This is a genomic window from Pseudomonas sp. AC112 (assembly GCF_979253545.1).
On record NZ_CEEDCM010000001.1, the window covers coordinates 5397959 to 5413174 of the forward strand.

The 15216-nt window shown below is 63.2% G+C and carries 15 protein-coding genes; 6 read left to right on the plus strand and 9 right to left on the minus strand.

Annotated features, from left to right (window positions below; genetic code table 11):
* Positions 1 to 31: 31 nt before the first annotated feature.
* From AC0IYN_RS25200 to AC0IYN_RS25210, 3 genes are read right to left on the minus strand one after another with little or no spacing between them, the layout of a single operon-like run.
* Entirely contained in the window at positions 32 to 1450 is a 1419-nt protein-coding gene (locus tag AC0IYN_RS25200; RefSeq protein ID WP_471844823.1) for an efflux transporter outer membrane subunit, read from the minus strand.
* Positions 1450 to 3018, minus strand: a complete 1569-nt coding sequence (locus tag AC0IYN_RS25205) for a DHA2 family efflux MFS transporter permease subunit (protein WP_457247593.1) — start codon at positions 3016 to 3018, stop codon at positions 1450 to 1452. Before AC0IYN_RS25205 ends, AC0IYN_RS25200 begins: the two co-directional genes overlap by 1 nt.
* Positions 3011 to 4120, minus strand: coding sequence for an HlyD family secretion protein (locus AC0IYN_RS25210; protein ID WP_406597012.1), 1110 nt, complete (start codon positions 4118 to 4120; stop codon positions 3011 to 3013). The genes AC0IYN_RS25205 and AC0IYN_RS25210 overlap by 8 nt, the downstream gene beginning before the upstream one ends.
* A gap of 99 nt (positions 4121 to 4219) precedes the next feature.
* On the opposite strand from AC0IYN_RS25210, the gene AC0IYN_RS25215 reads away from it, so the two are divergent.
* Positions 4220 to 4933 carry a CerR family C-terminal domain-containing protein gene (locus AC0IYN_RS25215; protein WP_406597013.1) on the plus strand — a complete coding sequence of 238 codons (714 nt, stop codon included), beginning with the start codon at positions 4220 to 4222 and terminating at the stop codon, positions 4931 to 4933.
* 14 nt (positions 4934 to 4947) lie between these two features.
* Here the strand turns inward: AC0IYN_RS25215 and AC0IYN_RS25220 are convergent, their stop codons facing one another.
* Together AC0IYN_RS25220 and AC0IYN_RS25225 are read right to left on the minus strand one after the other, a co-directional pair.
* Positions 4948 to 5709, minus strand: coding sequence for an SDR family oxidoreductase (locus AC0IYN_RS25220; protein ID WP_095016381.1), 762 nt, complete (start codon positions 5707 to 5709; stop codon positions 4948 to 4950).
* Between the two features lie 64 nt (positions 5710 to 5773).
* Complete coding sequence (locus AC0IYN_RS25225; protein WP_471843845.1) at positions 5774 to 6385, minus strand: phospholipase D family nuclease; 612 nt, start codon at positions 6383 to 6385, stop codon at positions 5774 to 5776.
* An 88-nt stretch (positions 6386 to 6473) separates the two neighbouring features.
* Here AC0IYN_RS25225 and AC0IYN_RS25230 point away from each other — a divergent pair, with 88 nt between their 5' ends.
* From AC0IYN_RS25230 to AC0IYN_RS25250, 5 genes are all read left to right on the plus strand, one after another.
* Positions 6474 to 6938 (plus strand): hypothetical protein, encoded by a 465-nt coding sequence (locus AC0IYN_RS25230; protein WP_406597134.1) that lies wholly within the window; start codon positions 6474 to 6476, stop codon positions 6936 to 6938.
* A gap of 123 nt (positions 6939 to 7061) precedes the next feature.
* Entirely contained in the window at positions 7062 to 7217 is a 156-nt protein-coding gene (locus AC0IYN_RS25235) for a hypothetical protein (protein ID WP_406597016.1), read from the plus strand.
* Positions 7218 to 7485: 268 nt separating this feature from the next.
* Positions 7486 to 8094, plus strand: coding sequence for a LysE family translocator (locus AC0IYN_RS25240; protein ID WP_078048582.1), 609 nt, complete (start codon positions 7486 to 7488; stop codon positions 8092 to 8094).
* A gap of 346 nt (positions 8095 to 8440) precedes the next feature.
* Positions 8441 to 9421: a GlxA family transcriptional regulator gene (locus AC0IYN_RS25245; protein ID WP_471844825.1), complete on the plus strand. Its 981-nt coding sequence runs from the start codon at positions 8441 to 8443 to the stop codon at positions 9419 to 9421.
* A 37-nt stretch (positions 9422 to 9458) separates the two neighbouring features.
* Positions 9459 to 10382 (plus strand): ADP-ribosylglycohydrolase family protein, encoded by a 924-nt coding sequence (locus AC0IYN_RS25250; protein WP_406597017.1) that lies wholly within the window; start codon positions 9459 to 9461, stop codon positions 10380 to 10382.
* Positions 10383 to 10421: 39 nt separating this feature from the next.
* Here AC0IYN_RS25250 and AC0IYN_RS25255 read toward each other — a convergent pair whose 3' ends face one another.
* The 4 genes from AC0IYN_RS25255 to AC0IYN_RS25270 are packed head-to-tail and all read right to left on the minus strand — an operon-like array spanning position 10422 to position 15212.
* Positions 10422 to 11660: an NAD(P)/FAD-dependent oxidoreductase gene (locus AC0IYN_RS25255; protein ID WP_406597018.1), complete on the minus strand. Its 1239-nt coding sequence runs from the start codon at positions 11658 to 11660 to the stop codon at positions 10422 to 10424.
* 3 nt (positions 11661 to 11663) lie between these two features.
* Positions 11664 to 13235 (minus strand): aldehyde dehydrogenase (NADP(+)), encoded by a 1572-nt coding sequence (locus AC0IYN_RS25260; RefSeq protein ID WP_458375300.1) that lies wholly within the window; start codon positions 13233 to 13235, stop codon positions 11664 to 11666.
* A 60-nt stretch (positions 13236 to 13295) separates the two neighbouring features.
* Complete coding sequence (locus AC0IYN_RS25265) at positions 13296 to 14243, minus strand: dihydrodipicolinate synthase family protein (RefSeq protein WP_406597020.1); 948 nt, start codon at positions 14241 to 14243, stop codon at positions 13296 to 13298.
* Between the two features lie 42 nt (positions 14244 to 14285).
* On the minus strand, positions 14286 to 15212 hold the full coding sequence (locus AC0IYN_RS25270; RefSeq protein ID WP_471843850.1) for a 4-hydroxyproline epimerase: 927 nt from the start codon (positions 15210 to 15212) through the stop codon (positions 14286 to 14288).
* Positions 15213 to 15216: the final 4 nt, after the last annotated feature.

Consider the following 15216-nt stretch of genomic DNA (forward strand, 5'->3'; position numbering starts at 1 on the left):
CGAGTCAGGCGGCGCATGGCGAAGAAGTGTGTCACAACGCCCAGCCCAGCCCCAACGCCTTGTGCAGCGAAGCAAAATCCTTCAGCAGTTCAGCATCCCCCGAAATCCGGCTTTCCTGGGCCTGGTAGCGCGTGCGCTCCGCGTCCAGCCAGTCCAGCGTACTGGCGGTGCCGGCTCGGTAGCGCTGGCGGGTCAGGTCTGCCGCACGCAGCGCGGAGGCTTCCACATTGCGCAGCAGCGCCACGTTCTGGCGTTGATGGCCGTAGCGTGCCAAGGCCACGTCGGCGTCGCGTAGCGCACTCAGCACTACGCTTTTGTATTGTGCGAGCGCTTCATCGTGGCCGGCTTCGGCGCCTTTGACGCTGGCGGCGACGCGCCCGAAGTCCAGGGCGTTCCAGGTCAGTCGCGGCAGGATCAGCCAGGTGCCGTTGTCTTTGCGGGCGAGGTGGCCGGGGTCGCCGGCGGAGAATGACAGGTCGCCCATCAGGCTCAGCTTGGGAAACCAGTCTGCGGTTTTTTCGCCTATTTGTGCGTTGCTGGAGGCCAGTTTACGTTCGGCGACGCGGATGTCGGGGCGGGCCTTTAGCAGGGCGGCGGGGTCGGCCACGGGCACCACGCCGGGGATGGCGGGCAGGGCCTTGGCGGTGGCGAGGCGGCTGTCCAGTTCACCGGGTTCCTGGCCGCAGAGCAGACCGAGCTGATCCAGGGATTCAACGATGGCGGCTTGCAAGGGCAGGCGTTGGGCCTGGGTATTTTCAGCCTGGGTCAGGACTTGTTCGAGTTGCAGCTGTGAGGCCACGCCGCGACTGCGGCGTTGCTGGGTCAGGTCAAGAGCCTGGTTTTCGATGTCGACACTGGCGTCGACCAAGGCCAGTCGCGCTTGCTGGTCGCGCAGGTCGGTGTAGGCCTGCACCACTTCGGCCGCCAGTTGCACCTGGGCGTCGGCCAGTTGTGCCTGGGCCGCATCGGCTTCGGCCTGCGCCGCTTCGACAGCGCGGCGCGTGCCGCCGAAAAGGTCGGCTTCCCAGCTGGCATCGAAGCCGGCGAGGTAGAGCGTCAGCGGGCCTCGGCCGCCACCACCGCCACCGAGTGCGGAGGTATCGGGGGAGCGCAGTTTTAGCATCGCCGCGTCGCCGGTGACTTTGGGCATGGCGTCGGCACGCGCACCGCTGAGGCTCGCGCGGGATTGCATCAAGCGTGCCTGGGCGGTGGCGATATCCGGGCTGTTTTTGAATGCCATGTCCACCAGCTCGTTGAGTTGTGGGTCATTCAGTGTTCGCCACCACTGCGCCACAGCCGGCGTGTTGGGGGCTTGGCTGTCGGCATGGGGCAAGCGCCCGGCGGCCAGGGTTTTGGGCGCGGTATCGGGCGCGCCTTGGTAATCCGGGCCTACGGTGCAGGCGGACAGCAGGCCGACGGTCAGGAGCGGGAGCAGAGAGCGAGCAAGAATCATGGCTGTACCGTGCGCTTTTTGAGGATGAAGATCAGGGGCAGGCACGCCAGCATTGCGAGTCCCAGTACATAAAACGAGTCGTTATAGGCCATCACTGACGCTTGCCGCGCGATGTCATTGGCCAACTGGGCCATCGCCTGCAACGGGGCGCTGGAGGCATCGCCGGTTTGTGCGAGGTAGCTGGCGGTGTTGCTGGTCATGTGGTCCTGGGCGAGTTGGCTGTTGGCCAGGATGCCTTCACGCAGCCTGTCGTCATGGAAGTGGCTGCGTCGGTCCATCAAAACGCCGAGCAACGCGAGGCCGATGGTGCCGCCGAGGTTACGCGACATGTTGTAGAGCCCGGCCGCATCGCCGGCGTCCTTGGTGTCGACCGAGCGCATGGACAACTGGCTGAGGGGCATCATCACCAGGATCTGCCCGAAGCCACGCAACAACTGCGACCACACGAAGTCATGGCCGACGCTGTCGGCGGTCAGCTGGGTGTCTACAAAGCAACTGGCCCAATACAGCAACAGGCCCGCGCCGACCATCCAGCGCAGGTCATAGCGGCCGAGCATCCTGGGCAGGATCGGCATCAGCAGGAATGCAGGAATGCCCGACAACAACATGATCGAGCCGGACTGTTGCGCGTTGTAGCCGGACAAAATACCGAGGAACTGCGGCACCAGGTATGCCGTGCCATACAGGCCAGCCCCCACCGCCGTGCCAATCAGCAGCACGCTGCCGAAGCTTTTGTTGAGCACCAGTTGCAGGCGCAGGATCGGCGTGCCGGAACGGAACTGCCCTAGGGCAATCAGGAAAAAGCCGGTGACCGTGGCGATGCTCAGCCACACGATCAACAGCGAATCAAACCAGTGCTCGCGCTGGCCTTCTTCGAGTACCACGGTCAGCGAACTCAAACCCATGGCCAGCCCCAGAATGCCCAGCCAGTCCGCGCTGATAAAGCGTTGCAGGTTCATGCGCTCGCTGGGCAGGCCGGTGATCAGCAGGGTAATCAGCGCGATGCTGATGGGCAGGTTGAGAAAGAAGCACCAGCGCCAGTTGATGTTTTCCGTCAGCCAGCCGCCGATCACTGGGCCGAGCAACGGGCCGAGGATCACAGTCATGCCGAACATCGTGGTGCCAATGGCGAGTTGATGCGGTGGCAGGCGCGTGCGCACGATGGTCTGGGCGGTGGGGATCATCGCGCCACCGGCGAAGCCCTGGCCGATGCGGCCGGCGATCATCGCGCCGAGGCTGGTGGACAGGCCGCAGAACATCGAGAACAGGGTGAACATCAACGCGGTGCCGATCAGGAACCGGCGCAGGCCGAACACCCGGGTCAGCCAGGCAGCGAGGGGGATCATGACGATTTCCGACATCAGGTAGCCGGTAGCGATCCAGGTGCCTTCGGTGCCGGTGGCGCCTATCTGGCCCTGGATCTGTGGCAAGGCCGAGTTGGTGATCGACACATCCAGGGTGGCCAGCAATGCGCCCAATGCCCCGGCGGCGACGGCGATCCAGTCGGTCAGCGAGGCGTTGCGCGGTTTCTCGGCGGCCACCCCGGCCATGATCGCCTCAGCCATGGTTGGCGTCCGCAGCGTGGGTGCGGGTGTCGACTTCGACGGTGGCCGACAGGCCAGGCATCAACGCGGCCCGCAGGTCGTCCGGCACGTCCAGGGCGATGCGCACCGGTACGCGCTGCACGATCTTGGTGAAGTTGCCGGTGGCGTTCGACGGCGGCAGCAAGGCGAACTGCGCGCCGGTGCCGGGGGCCAGGCTGTCGATGTGACCTTGCAGGTCGCGGCCGGGCAGGGCGTCCACGTGCACGGTGACGGCCTGGCCGGGGCGCATGCCACCGATCTGGGTTTCCTTGTAGTTGGCGGTCAGGTAGATCGCGCTGATCGGCACCACTGTCAGCAACCGGGTGCCGGGTTGCACGTACTGGCCTACGCGCACGCCCCGGTCGGCCACGCGACCATCGAGCGGGCTGCGGATCACGGCGTCGTCCACGTCCAATTGGCTTTGCGCCTCGCTGGCCTTGGCCACGCCCAGTTGCGCCTGGGCTTGCTTGAGCTGGGCCTGGAGCGTGCCGTAGCGGGTCTGGCTGGAGCGCAGCGCCGCCTGTTTGGCCGCCACCGTGCTGCGCGCTTGTGCCAGTTGGTTGTTCAGTTGGGCCAGGCGTTCTTCCGGTTCGGCGCCGGAGCGGGCCAGTGGCGCGTAGCGGGCGACTTCGGTCTGCGCATGCCGCGCATCGGCTTCGGCGCCCTGCAACTGGGCACGGGCTTCGGCGATGGTCGAGTCCTGCTGCACCAGGTCGGCCTGGGCCTTGGCGTAGTCAGCGTTGCGTGCGGCAATGGTCGCGGATGCTTCGTCACTCACCGCCTGGTATTTGCGCGCATCCAAGCGCACCAGCACGTCGCCGCGCTTGACGTTCTGGTTGTCGCTCACCAGTACTTCGGCCACGTAGCCATTGATCTTGGGGGCCACGCTGATGCTGTCGGCTTGCAGGTAGGCGTCGTCGGTGCTCTCGATAAAACGCCCGGTGATCCACCACCAGGCGGCCCATGACACGCCGACCAATAGAGCAACGCCGGCCAGGCTGAGCAGGATGCGTCGGGCTTTACCGCGTTGAACGTTGACGGTTTCTTCAGGCATGACCTGAGGGGAGGGAGGTGCAGCCGACATCGATGTCACTCCAGATTTATAACAGGTGGAATAAATTCCTTTTTTCGCGAATTTTTGTCAACTGGTATATTTTGGTCCGGTATTCGAATGGAGCTGCACATGGCACGACACAAACCTGCCGCCGAGGGTGGCTACCAGCGCGGCGAAGAAACCCGCGCCCGTATCATCGAGGCCGCCGTCGAGGTGTTTGGTGCGCGGGGCTACGATGGCGCCTCCACCCGTGACATCGCCACCGCTGCCGGCGTCAACGCGCCTGCGATCCAGTACTACTTCGATGGCAAGGAAGGCGTGTACCTGGCGTGTGTCGAGCATTTGATCGCGCTGCTGTGGCGCAAAATGTCACCGTCCGTGGAGGCGGCGGAAAGCGCGCTGGCGGATGCCGGTTCAGACGACAACGCGTTGATCGACGCCTCGTTGGGCATTCTGGGCACCGTGGTCTCCACCATCCAGGACAGCCCGCAAACCACGGTTTGGCGTGCGTTCATGGACCGTCACCAGGCGGGCCTGTGTCCTGCGAGTGCAACGATGGCGTTCGAGGAGCGCTTCAAGGCACGCATCGGCCGGGTGATTCGCCTGTTGATCGCACGCCTGGCGGGCTTTGCGGTAGAGGACGAACGCACAGTGATCCATTCAATGGCGCTGTTCACCCAGGGGCTGGCCTTCCGGGTGCAGAAGCCCAAGCTGCTGGAAGCCTTGAAGTGGCGCGAAGTGAACCAGAAGGAAATGGAGCTGGTGCGGGACGTGGTGCTGATGCAGGCGCGGTTCACCCTGGAAGGGCTGGCCCGGCACAGGGGCCAGCAGACTTCCCGCTGATCGGCGGTTACCGCTTACTTGCCGCCCGTCACATCCAGGAAGGTCCCGGTAATAAACGATGCCTCTGAACCGGCCAGCCAGAGTATGGCGCGCGCCACCTCTTCGGGCTCGCCGCCACGGCCCATCGGAATGCTCTCCTTGACCCGATCCACACGGCCGGGCTCGCCGCCGCTGGCGTGCATCTCGGTGTAGATATGCCCCGGGCGGACGCAGTTGACGCGGATGCCTTCACGCGCGACTTCCTTGGACAGGCCGATGGTGAATGTCTCCAGGGCACCCTTGGAGGCAGCGTAGTCCACATACTCGTTGGGGCTGCCGAGCCGGGCAGCGCCCGAGGACACATTGATCACGCTGCCGCCCTGGCCGTTGTGGCGCAGCGACATGCGTTTCACCGCCTGCTGCGCGCACAGCATCGGGCCGATGGCATTGATCGCGAAGATGCGCTGCATACGCTCAAAGTCGAGGTCTTCAAAGCGCGATTGCAGCGCAATGATCGCGGCGTTATTGACCAGCACGTCAATGCGGCCGAACGCTTCATCGATGGCGGCGAACAATTGCGCGACCTGTTCGGGGTCTGCACTGTCGGCGCGTATCGCCAAGGCGCGGCGTCCCAGCGCTTGTACATCGGCCACCACGCCAAGGGCGGCAGCCTCGTTGCTGATGTAGCTGATGGCCACGTCGTAGCCTTGCGCTGCCGCCAGGCGCGCTGTTGCCGCGCCGACGCCGCGGCTGCCGCCGGTGATCAGGATGACGGGTGCTGAAGAGACGGTATGCATGCCTTGAACCTTTTCTGAGGGCCGAAAGATCAGCCGATAAAGAACGTGTGCGCAGGTGCCCGAGTCACTGCACTGCGTAGGGCACGCCCAGCGCCCATCTCGACTGCCAGTGCGCCGTATAGTGGCGCACAACGTCAGGCATGTCGCGAAGGATCAGCACATTTTCTGAGTTCATCGTTTCAGCCGAGGCGGCGTAGTTGAATGACCCGGTTTCGACGGTGGTGCCATCGACGATGATCGTTTTGTCATGCTGCAGGTGGAAGTGATCACTGGTGCGCAGTTCCACGCCGTTGCGGCTGACAAAATCCATGGCTTTCTTGCTGGCTTTGCCCAGGTTGCGTTTTTTATCGATGACAACGCGCACGACGACCCCGCGCTTACTCGCGTTGACCAGTGCCTGCATGATGTCGGGCGCCTGGAATGCATAGGCAAGCATCTGGATGCTGTGTTGGGCGCTGTCAATGGTCTGCAGCACCAACTCGCGAGCCGAGCCTTCCGGTGAGAACCCCACTTGAACATTGGGCGCCGCCAGCGACAAGGCGGGAATCGCCAATAGGGCAATCAATACAGCGCAGCGCAATGGTTTCATATCCGGGGTTCCTGGAGGATTCATGGGCGTGATTGAGCGACCCGTTAGCGAAATCCGCTGCGCCTTGTGAATTGTTGTGAAGCGCATGATTAATGGCCCATTGCCCATGCTAACGTCGGCGCCAGGCTATCGTCAGCACGACGATTTCATTCGTACCTTCAGGGGAGCAGCGCCGATGTCTACTACCGTAACGCCCGCCGGCAGCGGGGCAAACACGCCTAAAGCGTCACCTTCGGCGTTCGATGACAAGTTGAACATTGCCAAGTCCAGCAAAGTGATTGCCGACTATATGCGCCAGACCGACAAGTCGGCCATCACCAAGCAGGAGCTGACCCAGTTGGCCAACAATGCCTCGGGCAAAGTGCCTGCCGAGGTGTCCGATGCTGCCAAGTACATGGAGCGTCACCCCGATGTGTTCACCGCCATCGAAACCCACGACGTAGCCGGCGCCGATAACCTGTCGGGCGTGTGGAACTTCGACTGGGCAGCCAACGGTGGGCTCAAAGGCACCGCCACCGATGCCATTGCCAAGATGCAGGATACATTCGATTTTGCGATCGCCAAGTCGGCGCAAATCACCGAAATCAGCACGGCCAAAAAAGCCGAACTGGACTCGACCAAACAACGGCCGCAGAACTGACGGAACGTTGTACCGACACGCATACAAACCCTACCATCAGGTTACACGATAGCCGTGACGCACTTGAGTTTGCACCGTCATACCCAGCGAGAAGTCAATCTCGTCAAGTAAGAGAGTGTGGTCATGAAGTTGAGTTATGTAACCAAGGCGGCAGTGGTTGTCGCGCTGTTGTCGACCTTGTCGGGCTGCTGGATGTTCATGCCACCCGGTGGCGGCGGTGGTCATGGTGGTGGGCACGGTCAGGGCGGCGGCCCTGGCGGTGGTGGCGGCCCGCGCTGACGGGTAGAAACTGGAGGCAAGCCGTGATGAAGGGCTTGCCTCTTTTTTTGCCTGCGATAAACCCCAGGCAAAGAAAAGCCCGCGTGGGGAGCGCGGGCTAAAAGGATGTTCATTAGGAGCTGGATTCACCATAGGCCGTCATCTGTGAAAGGTTTGTGAAAGCCTTGGTAAAAAAGTGTATGCCTCAATCTGCCCATGGCTGTACGGGGCAGGGCGGTCGTTAACCCTCTACTGTCGCAGGCATACCACCCCGTTCGGATGCCGCTTCATGATCATGTCTACCAGCCTGTTGTCAGCCTTTGTACTGTTTGCCTTTGTGTCTTCGATCACACCGGGGCCCAATAACACCATGTTGCTCGCCTCGGGCGTGAACTTCGGCTTCCGCCGCTCGATGCCCCATGCCCTGGGGATCAGTATCGGCTTCATGCTGTTGGTGATCTCGGTCGGCCTGGGACTGGGCGAGGTGTTCAAGGTCTTCCCATGGGCCTACACGCTGTTGCGTTATGTGGGGGCGGCGTACTTGCTGTACCTGGCGTGGAAGATCGCGACGGCGGGCGGTATGTCCGACAGCAATGACGCGCATGGCAAGCCCATGACCTTCCTCGGCGCGGCGGCGTTCCAGTGGGTGAACCCCAAGGCCTGGATCATGGCGCTGGGAGCAATCACCACCTATACGCCGGCTGAAGGCTACGTCACCAATGTGCTGGTGATTGCACTGGTGTTTGCCGTGGTCAACCTGCCCAGCGTGTGCGTGTGGGTCGGCTGTGGCAGCGGCTTGCGCAACGTGTTGCGTGAACCCCGCTGGTTGCGGCTGTTCAATTGGTCGATGGCGGCGTTGCTGGTGCTGTCACTGTACCCGATGCTGTTTGTCAGCTGAGGGCCGCTTCAAACCGGTGAGATGGTTGCCAGCAGGCCGATGCCGATGGTGAGTATCAAAAAGCCGAACAGGAAAAGTGCCATCTTGGTCATAAGGCCTCCGAAGGGAAGGGGGTGGGGATGGCGCTATTGTCCGTCCAGGCGGCTTTTCGATACAGATGCAGATGGCAAAGAAAAAACCGTATCAGATACGCTTGCGGCTGTTCTGCCGGGGGCTTTGAAGGGTTACGGTTTTTTCAGGCTCAGTGCCTGAGACAGGCAACGCGTTTGCCCCTAAGATGGCGCCCAGTGCATCAATAACAACAGTGGGCCGACCCTCGATGGAAAGACGTCAATTCAGCGGTGGCATGAAGGGCAAGAACCTGCGCTACCTCAACGAAACCCTGCAGCCGGCGTCGGTCACCCGCGTTGGCTTCCTGTTGCTCGAACACTTCTCCCTGCCCGCGTTCACACAGACCCTCGACACCCTCGTCACCGCCAACCTGCTGCGTCCAGACCTGTTCGCCACGCGCACCTTCGGCTGGGGCGATGGCGAAGTCATCAGCGACCTGGGCCTGGTGATCCGCCCCGATGCACGCCTCGACGTGGCAGCGCTGCAAGACTTGGAACTGCTGGTGATCTGCGGCGGTTTCCGTACCGAACTCAAGGCCAGTGAAGACTTCATCCACCTGCTGCGCAGCGCCGCCGAACATGGCATTTGCCTCGCAGGGTTGTGGAACGGTTCGTGGTTCCTCGGCCGCGCCGGGCTGTTGCAGGGTTACCGCTGCGCCATCCACCCCGAACATCGCCCGGCGCTGGCGGAAGTGTCCAAGGCCACCCACGTCACCAGCGAGCCCTATGTGATCGACCGCGACCGCCTGACGGCGTCGAGCCCGTCGGGCGCGTTCCATATGGCGCTGGACTGGATCAAGGGCCTGCATGACAAGGCCCTGGTTGAGGGCATCGAAGACATCCTGGCCTTCGAAGAATCCCGCTACCGGCGCATCAAGCCCACCGAAAACGTCAGCGTCAGCGCGCCCTTGCGTGAAGTGGTGAAGCTGATGGACGCCAACCTCGAAGAACCCCTGGAGCTGGACCAGTTGGCCGTCTACGCCGGCCGCTCGCGGCGCCAGTTGGAGCGCTTGTTCAAGGAGCAACTGGGCACCACCCCGCAGCGCTACTACATGGAACTGCGGGTGACCGAGGCGCGGCGGCTGTTGCAACACACCGAGTTGTCACAGGTGGAGGTGCTGGTGGCCTGTGGGTTTGTGTCGCCGAGTCATTTCAGCAAGTGTTACAGCTCGTATTTCGGATATCGCCCCTCCAAGGAGAAGCGCTTGGTCAAGTAGAGTGATGGCTGACTCAATACCTTTTCAAGGAAGACCCATGTCTCTCACACTTTTGGATCGTTATCGCGGCAGCTTGCTCGGCCTGGCGTGTGGCGATGCGGTAGGCACCACTGTCGAGTTCATGCCTCGCGGCACGTTCCCACCGGTCACGGACATGGTCGGGGGAGGGCCGTTCAGCCTGAAGCCCGGCCAATGGACGGACGACACCTCAATGGCGCTGTGCCTGGCTGAAAGCCTACTGCGCAAAGGGGGGTTCGATGCGGCCGACCAGATGGGGCGCTACCTGAACTGGTGGAAGTGGGGCTACCTGAGCTCCACGGGTGATTGCTTCGACATCGGCATGACCGTGCGCACGGCGCTGGGGGCGTTTGAGAAAAACGGCGACCCGTTCGCAGGGTCAACCGACCCTTTTTCTGCGGGCAACGGTTCGATGATGCGCCTTGCACCGCTGGTGCTGTTTTACTTCCCCGACCTGCACAGCGTCGACGACTTTTGCCGTCAGGGCTCCCGTACGACCCATGGCGCCCAGGAGGCAATCGAATGCTGCGTGGTGCTGGCACGGGCAATGTGTAACGCCTTGAACGGGGCGGCCAAGGCGCACCTGCTCAGCATCCCCTGCGCCGACCTGACTGCGCCAAAGGTCGTGGCAATTGCCCAAGGGGCATATGCCAACAAGCCCCGCGAGCAGATCACCGGTTCCGGTTACGCCGTCGCCTCATTGGAGGCGGCGCTGTGGTGTGTGCAGCACACGGACAGCTTCGCCGATGCTGTGTTGGCGGCCGTGAACCTGGGTGACGACGCTGACACCACTGCCGCCATCGTTGGTCAGTTGGCGGGTGCGTTCTATGGCGTGCAAGGCATTCCGACGGGCTGGTTGGAGAAGCTATGCATGCGTGATGAAATTGAGGAAATGGCCGAGGCCATCTTCAATGCTGCGGCGGAAGAAACCATTGTGGAGTAAGCATTCCGCCCCCCTTAGTGGTGAGGCGGTCTGCGTGGTTCAGAACCGATCCAGGCGATAAGGTGCCAACGGCTGTGTCGGCTTCGTACTCGCCAGCTCACCGACCCACTCCGCCGTCACCGCCGCCTGCGTCAACCCCAAATGCTGGTGCCCGAACGCAAGCAACACTTTCCCTTCGCACACCCGATCGATAATCGGCAGCGAGTCCGGCAGGGACGGCCGAAACCCCATCCACGTCGTTGCATCCCGCGCACTCAAGTCCTCGCGGAACAACCCTTTGCTCAGCCGGTGCAACTGCCAGGCACGTGCCATGTTCGGCGGGGCCTTGAGGCCAGCGAACTCCACGGTGCCGGCCAGGCGCAGGCCGTCGCTCATGGGGGTCATGATGAATTTTCGTTCCAGGGAGGTGACGGCAAACGGCAGGCGATGCTGCTCGTGGGGCAGCATCAGGTGATAGCCGCGTTCCGTGTCCAGTGGCACTTGTTTGCCGGTGAGTGCGGCGGTGAGCGCGGCCGAGTGGGCGCCACAGGCGATCAGCACCTGGCTCGCCATCAAATGGCCCTGGTCGGTCGTCAGGGAGACGCCGTCTCCTTCAACGCGCCCATCCAGTACCCGGCGCTTGAGGAATTGCACGCCGCTGGCCTTGGCGGCCTGGACCAGTTCGCACACCACCTGATAAGGATCGAGAAAGTGCCCGGTGCCGGGAAAAAACAGCCCGCCCTGGAGGTTGTCGCTCAATTGCGGTGCGGCTTGGCGTATGGCCTCGCCGGACCAGTAGTCCACAGGCACCTGCTGTTGTTGCATGCGCTGTTGCAGGGCCTCCAGGGCGGGGCGTGAGTGGGCCTGTTCATACACCAGCAACGAGCCATCCTTGCGCAGCAACGTCGGGCGCCCAATGCTGTGCAGCAAACGCTGCCACGCGCCCAGGCTGCCTTCGTTGAGCGTGCGGATCCCGGCGACCGTGCGCTGGTAGCTCGCCGGACGCAGGTTGAGCAGCAGGCGCAGGAACCAGGGCAGCGCGCGCGGCAGGTATTTCCAATCCAGGCGCAGCGGGCCCATGGGGTCCAGCAGCATGCCGGGCAAGCGCTTGAGGATCGACAGGTCGGCGATGGGAAACACTTGCTCGGTCGCCAGATGCCCGGCGTTGCCGTACGACGCGCCCATACCGGGTTCCTGCTGGTCGACCACCAGCACTTGGCGCCCCTGACGCGCCAGTTGCAGGGCACAGGCGACGCCGATGATGCCGGCGCCGACCACGACGATATCCGGATCTGACATGGCCTACGCCTCCCTCTGGCCGTCGAGCAAGCGCCGCAGCAGCAACGGGTTGCCGTGCTGGAGCGCGGCAGGCAACAGTGCATCGGGGAAGTCTTGATAACACACGGGGCGCAAAAACCGCTGGATCGCCGCCGTGCCCACCGACGTGCTGCGCGAATCCGATGTGGCGGGAAAGGGCCCGCCATGAACCATGGCATCACAGACTTCCACACCCGTCGGCCAGCCGTTGACCAGCAGGCGACCGGCCTTGCGCTCAAGCACCGGCAACAGGGCTTTGGCGCTTGGCAGATCGTCGTCATCCATCTGCAGGGTGGCGGTCAGTTGGCCTTCCAGGTGTTCGGAAACCTGGAGCATCTCCTCGTCGTTGGCACATACGACGATCAATGAAGCGGCGCCGAAGACTTCGGCTTGCAGGTGTTCATTCGCTAGAAACGCTTGGGCCTGAGTCACGAACAAGTGGGCCTGGCCCCGGTTGGGGCCTTCTGCTGGCAACCCTTTTGCCGCCACCTTGGCGTGTTCTGTCAGTACGGCCACGCCAGCGTCGAAGGCGCTGAAAATACCGGGGGTCAGCATGGTCTGCGCTGCACAGTTGGGCAGTGATTCACTGGCCGTGCTGATGAAGCGATCCAGCGCAGGCCCTTGGACCGCGATCACCAACCCAGGGTTGGTGCAAAACTGCCCGGCGCCTTGGGTCAGCGACGCCACGAAGCCTTTTGCCAACGCTTCGCCGCGCGCGTCCAACGCGGCTGGGAACAAGTAAACCGGGTTGATTGAGCTCATTTCCGCATACACCGGAATCGGCTCGACCCGTGCCTGCGCCGCCTGGGTCAACGCCACGCCACCGCTGCGCGAGCCGGTAAAGCCAACTGCCTTGATGCGCGGATCGGTGACCAACGCAATCCCCACCTCGCGACCTGAACCGTACAGCAACGAAAACACGCCCTCGGGCAAACCACAGGCCTGAACGGCTTGCGCCACCGCCCGGCCCACCAGTTCACTGGTGCCTGGATGCGCGCCATGGGCCTTGACCACCACCGGGCAACCGGCGGCCAGCGCGGAGGCGGTATCGCCACCCGCCACGGAAAACGCCAGGGGGAAGTTGCTCGCACCAAACACGGCCACCGGGCCCAGCGCGATATGGCGCTGGCGCAGGTCTGGGCGAGGCAGCGGCTGACGTTGCGGCTGTGCAGGGTCCACCCGCACATCCAGCCATTCCCCGGCGCGTACGGTGCGCGCGAAGGTGCGCAGTTGCCCGCAAGTACGCCCGCGTTCGCCTTGAATGCGCGCGTGGGGCAGGCCGGTTTCGGCGACGGCACGTTCGATCAGCTCATCACCCAGGGCTTCGATTTGCGCGGCGATGGTCTCAAGGAATGTGGCTCGAACCTCCAGCGAGGTCTCGCGGTACCCATCAAACGCCGCCCACGCCAGGGCGCACGCCTGGGCCACTTGTTCGCCGTCGCCGCCCGGATAGGCCGGTTCCAGGGGGGTGTCGGTCGCGGGATTGATCGCCCGGATCGCTTCGCGATTGCCGGTAGTGGCGTGCTGACCGATCAGCATTTTGCCCGTCAGAGTCATGGGGTCGTCCTGGTAGAAAAGAGGTTGACCGCTGCGAGAACCGCAGCGGCGCGCAAGGGGTCAGGCGACGTTCTGTTCCGCCGACCAGTTGGCATACCACTGGCGGAACAGCGCGTACTGGTTTTCGGCGTAACGACGTTGCGCGTCGCTGAGCGCGTCGGTTTCATTGAAGTGCAGGGCGTAGCCTTCATCACCGTTGAGCACCATCAAATGCTTGTAATACAGCACCAGGTCGCAGCCCTCATCGAAGGACGACAGCACCGCCAGCGCGGCTTCCAGTTCTCGGGCCTGGCGACGGGCCTTGGCGTCGCCTTTGGCGGCTTTTTTGCTCAAGGCCACCAATTGCAACACTTCCCGGGGCAGCGCGTTGCCAATGCCGGTAATCGCGCCGGTGGCGTTGCAGTTGACGAAGCCATGCACCACCTGGGTGTCGACGCCGACCATCAAGGTCACGTTATCGTCCTGGGAGGTGATGTGTTCGGCGGCGTAGCGCAGGTCGGCACCGCCGCCGAATTCCTTGAAGCCGATCAGGTTCGGGTGTTCGCGACGCAGTTCGAAGAACAACTCGGCGCGGGTGGCGAAGCCGTAGTAGGGGCTGTTGTAGATCACCGCTGGCAGGTTTGGCGCGGCCTTGAGGATCGCCGAGAAGTGCGCCTTCTGCGCGGTAGCGGAGGCGCCACGGGACAGCACGCGCGGAATCACCATCAAGCCATGGGCGCCGACCTTGGCCGCGTGGGCAGCATGGGCCACGGCTTCGCGGCTGTTGACCGCGCCGGTGCCAACGATGGTCGGCACACCGGCGGCCACCAGGCGTGCCACGCCTTCCTGGCGTTCGGCCTCGGTGAGCAACGGCCAGTCGCCCATGGAACCGCAATACACCACGGCACTCATGCCGATATCGATCAGCTCGCGGCCTTTGGCGACCAGGGCGTCGAAGTCCGGCTTGCGCTCGGCGGTGCACGGGGTCATCAGGGCGGGGATGCAGCCGGTGAAGATGTTGTCGCTCATTGTTCTAACTCCTTGGAACGTTCAGTACAAACAGGGAAGGGCTCAGATGCCCCAGGCAAAAGGGTCACGCTCGTCGATCAGCAAGGTGCTGTCGGCGGTCATGTAGGCGCTGCCAGTGATGAAGGGGCGGATATGCTCGCCGTCCCATTCGTAGCGGCCTTCGAATTGGCTACCGGTGATGCTGGCTTGGGTCCAGGTTTCACCCGGCTGGAGTTTTTCATCGGCGGCCAGGCAGGCCAGCTTGGCGCTGGTGCCGGTGCCGCAGGGCGAGCGGTCGTAGGCTTTACCGGGGCACATCACGAAGTTGCGGCTGTCGGCAAGGTCGTCATCGGCGAACAACTCGATGTGGTCGATCAGTGCACCGTCTGCACCGTGAATGCCTTGCTCTTCAAAGGCCTTGAGCATCGCCCAGGTGTAGTCGGTAAGCGCATCGACGTTGTCCATCTGCAAGCGTTGGCCATGGTCCGACACCAGGAAAAACCAGTTGCCGCCCCAGGCGATATCGCCGTAGGCCACGCCATGCCCCGGCACTTCCACCGGCACCTTCTGGCGCAGGCGATAGGCGGGCACATTGCGCAGGGTTACGCTGCCGTCTTCGTGCAGCGTGGCCGCCACCGGGCCAACGGGCGTGTCGATCGTGTGCACGCCGGGCTGGATACGCCCCAAGTGGTGCAGCGACGCAACCAGACCGATGGTGCCGTGGCCGCACATGCCGAGGTAACCGGCGTTGTTGAAGAAGATCACGCCACAGATCGCGCCTGGCGTAACGGGTTCGCAATACAGCGCGCCCACCAGTACGTCATTGCCGCGAGGCTCCAGCAGGCAGGCGCGGCGCCATTGATCATGCTCAGTACGCAGGCTGTGCAGTTGATCGGCAATCGTGGCGCCGTTCAGCGCCGGGAAACCGCTCATGACGAGGCGCGTCGGTTCGCCGCCGGTGTGGGAATCGATCACATGCAGTCGCTTCATAAAA

Bases quoted from the DNA above. Each gene is read 5' to 3' on its own strand.
- AC0IYN_RS25220 (WP_095016381.1), bottom strand. From the start codon at position 5,709: ATGCATACCGTCTCTTCAGCACCCGTCATCCTGATCACCGGCGGCAGC.
- AC0IYN_RS25225 (WP_471843845.1), bottom strand. From the start codon at position 6,385: ATGCGCTTCACAACAATTCACAAGGCGCAGCGGATTTCGCTAACGGGT.
- AC0IYN_RS25245 (WP_471844825.1), top strand. From the start codon at position 8,441: ATGAAGGGCAAGAACCTGCGCTACCTCAACGAAACCCTGCAGCCGGCG.
- AC0IYN_RS25265 (WP_406597020.1), bottom strand. From the start codon at position 14,243: ATGAGCGACAACATCTTCACCGGCTGCATCCCCGCCCTGATGACCCCG.
- AC0IYN_RS25230 (WP_406597134.1), top strand. From the start codon at position 6,474: ATGTCTACTACCGTAACGCCCGCCGGCAGCGGGGCAAACACGCCTAAA.
- AC0IYN_RS25260 (WP_458375300.1), bottom strand. From the start codon at position 13,235: ATGACTCTGACGGGCAAAATGCTGATCGGTCAGCACGCCACTACCGGC.
- AC0IYN_RS25270 (WP_471843850.1), bottom strand. From the start codon at position 15,212: ATGAAGCGACTGCATGTGATCGATTCCCACACCGGCGGCGAACCGACG.
- AC0IYN_RS25215 (WP_406597013.1), top strand. From the start codon at position 4,220: ATGGCACGACACAAACCTGCCGCCGAGGGTGGCTACCAGCGCGGCGAA.
- AC0IYN_RS25250 (WP_406597017.1), top strand. From the start codon at position 9,459: ATGTCTCTCACACTTTTGGATCGTTATCGCGGCAGCTTGCTCGGCCTG.
- AC0IYN_RS25205 (WP_457247593.1), bottom strand. From the start codon at position 3,018: ATGGCTGAGGCGATCATGGCCGGGGTGGCCGCCGAGAAACCGCGCAAC.
- AC0IYN_RS25240 (WP_078048582.1), top strand. From the start codon at position 7,486: ATGATCATGTCTACCAGCCTGTTGTCAGCCTTTGTACTGTTTGCCTTT.
- AC0IYN_RS25235 (WP_406597016.1), top strand. From the start codon at position 7,062: ATGAAGTTGAGTTATGTAACCAAGGCGGCAGTGGTTGTCGCGCTGTTG.
- AC0IYN_RS25255 (WP_406597018.1), bottom strand. From the start codon at position 11,660: ATGTCAGATCCGGATATCGTCGTGGTCGGCGCCGGCATCATCGGCGTC.
- AC0IYN_RS25210 (WP_406597012.1), bottom strand. From the start codon at position 4,120: ATGTCGGCTGCACCTCCCTCCCCTCAGGTCATGCCTGAAGAAACCGTC.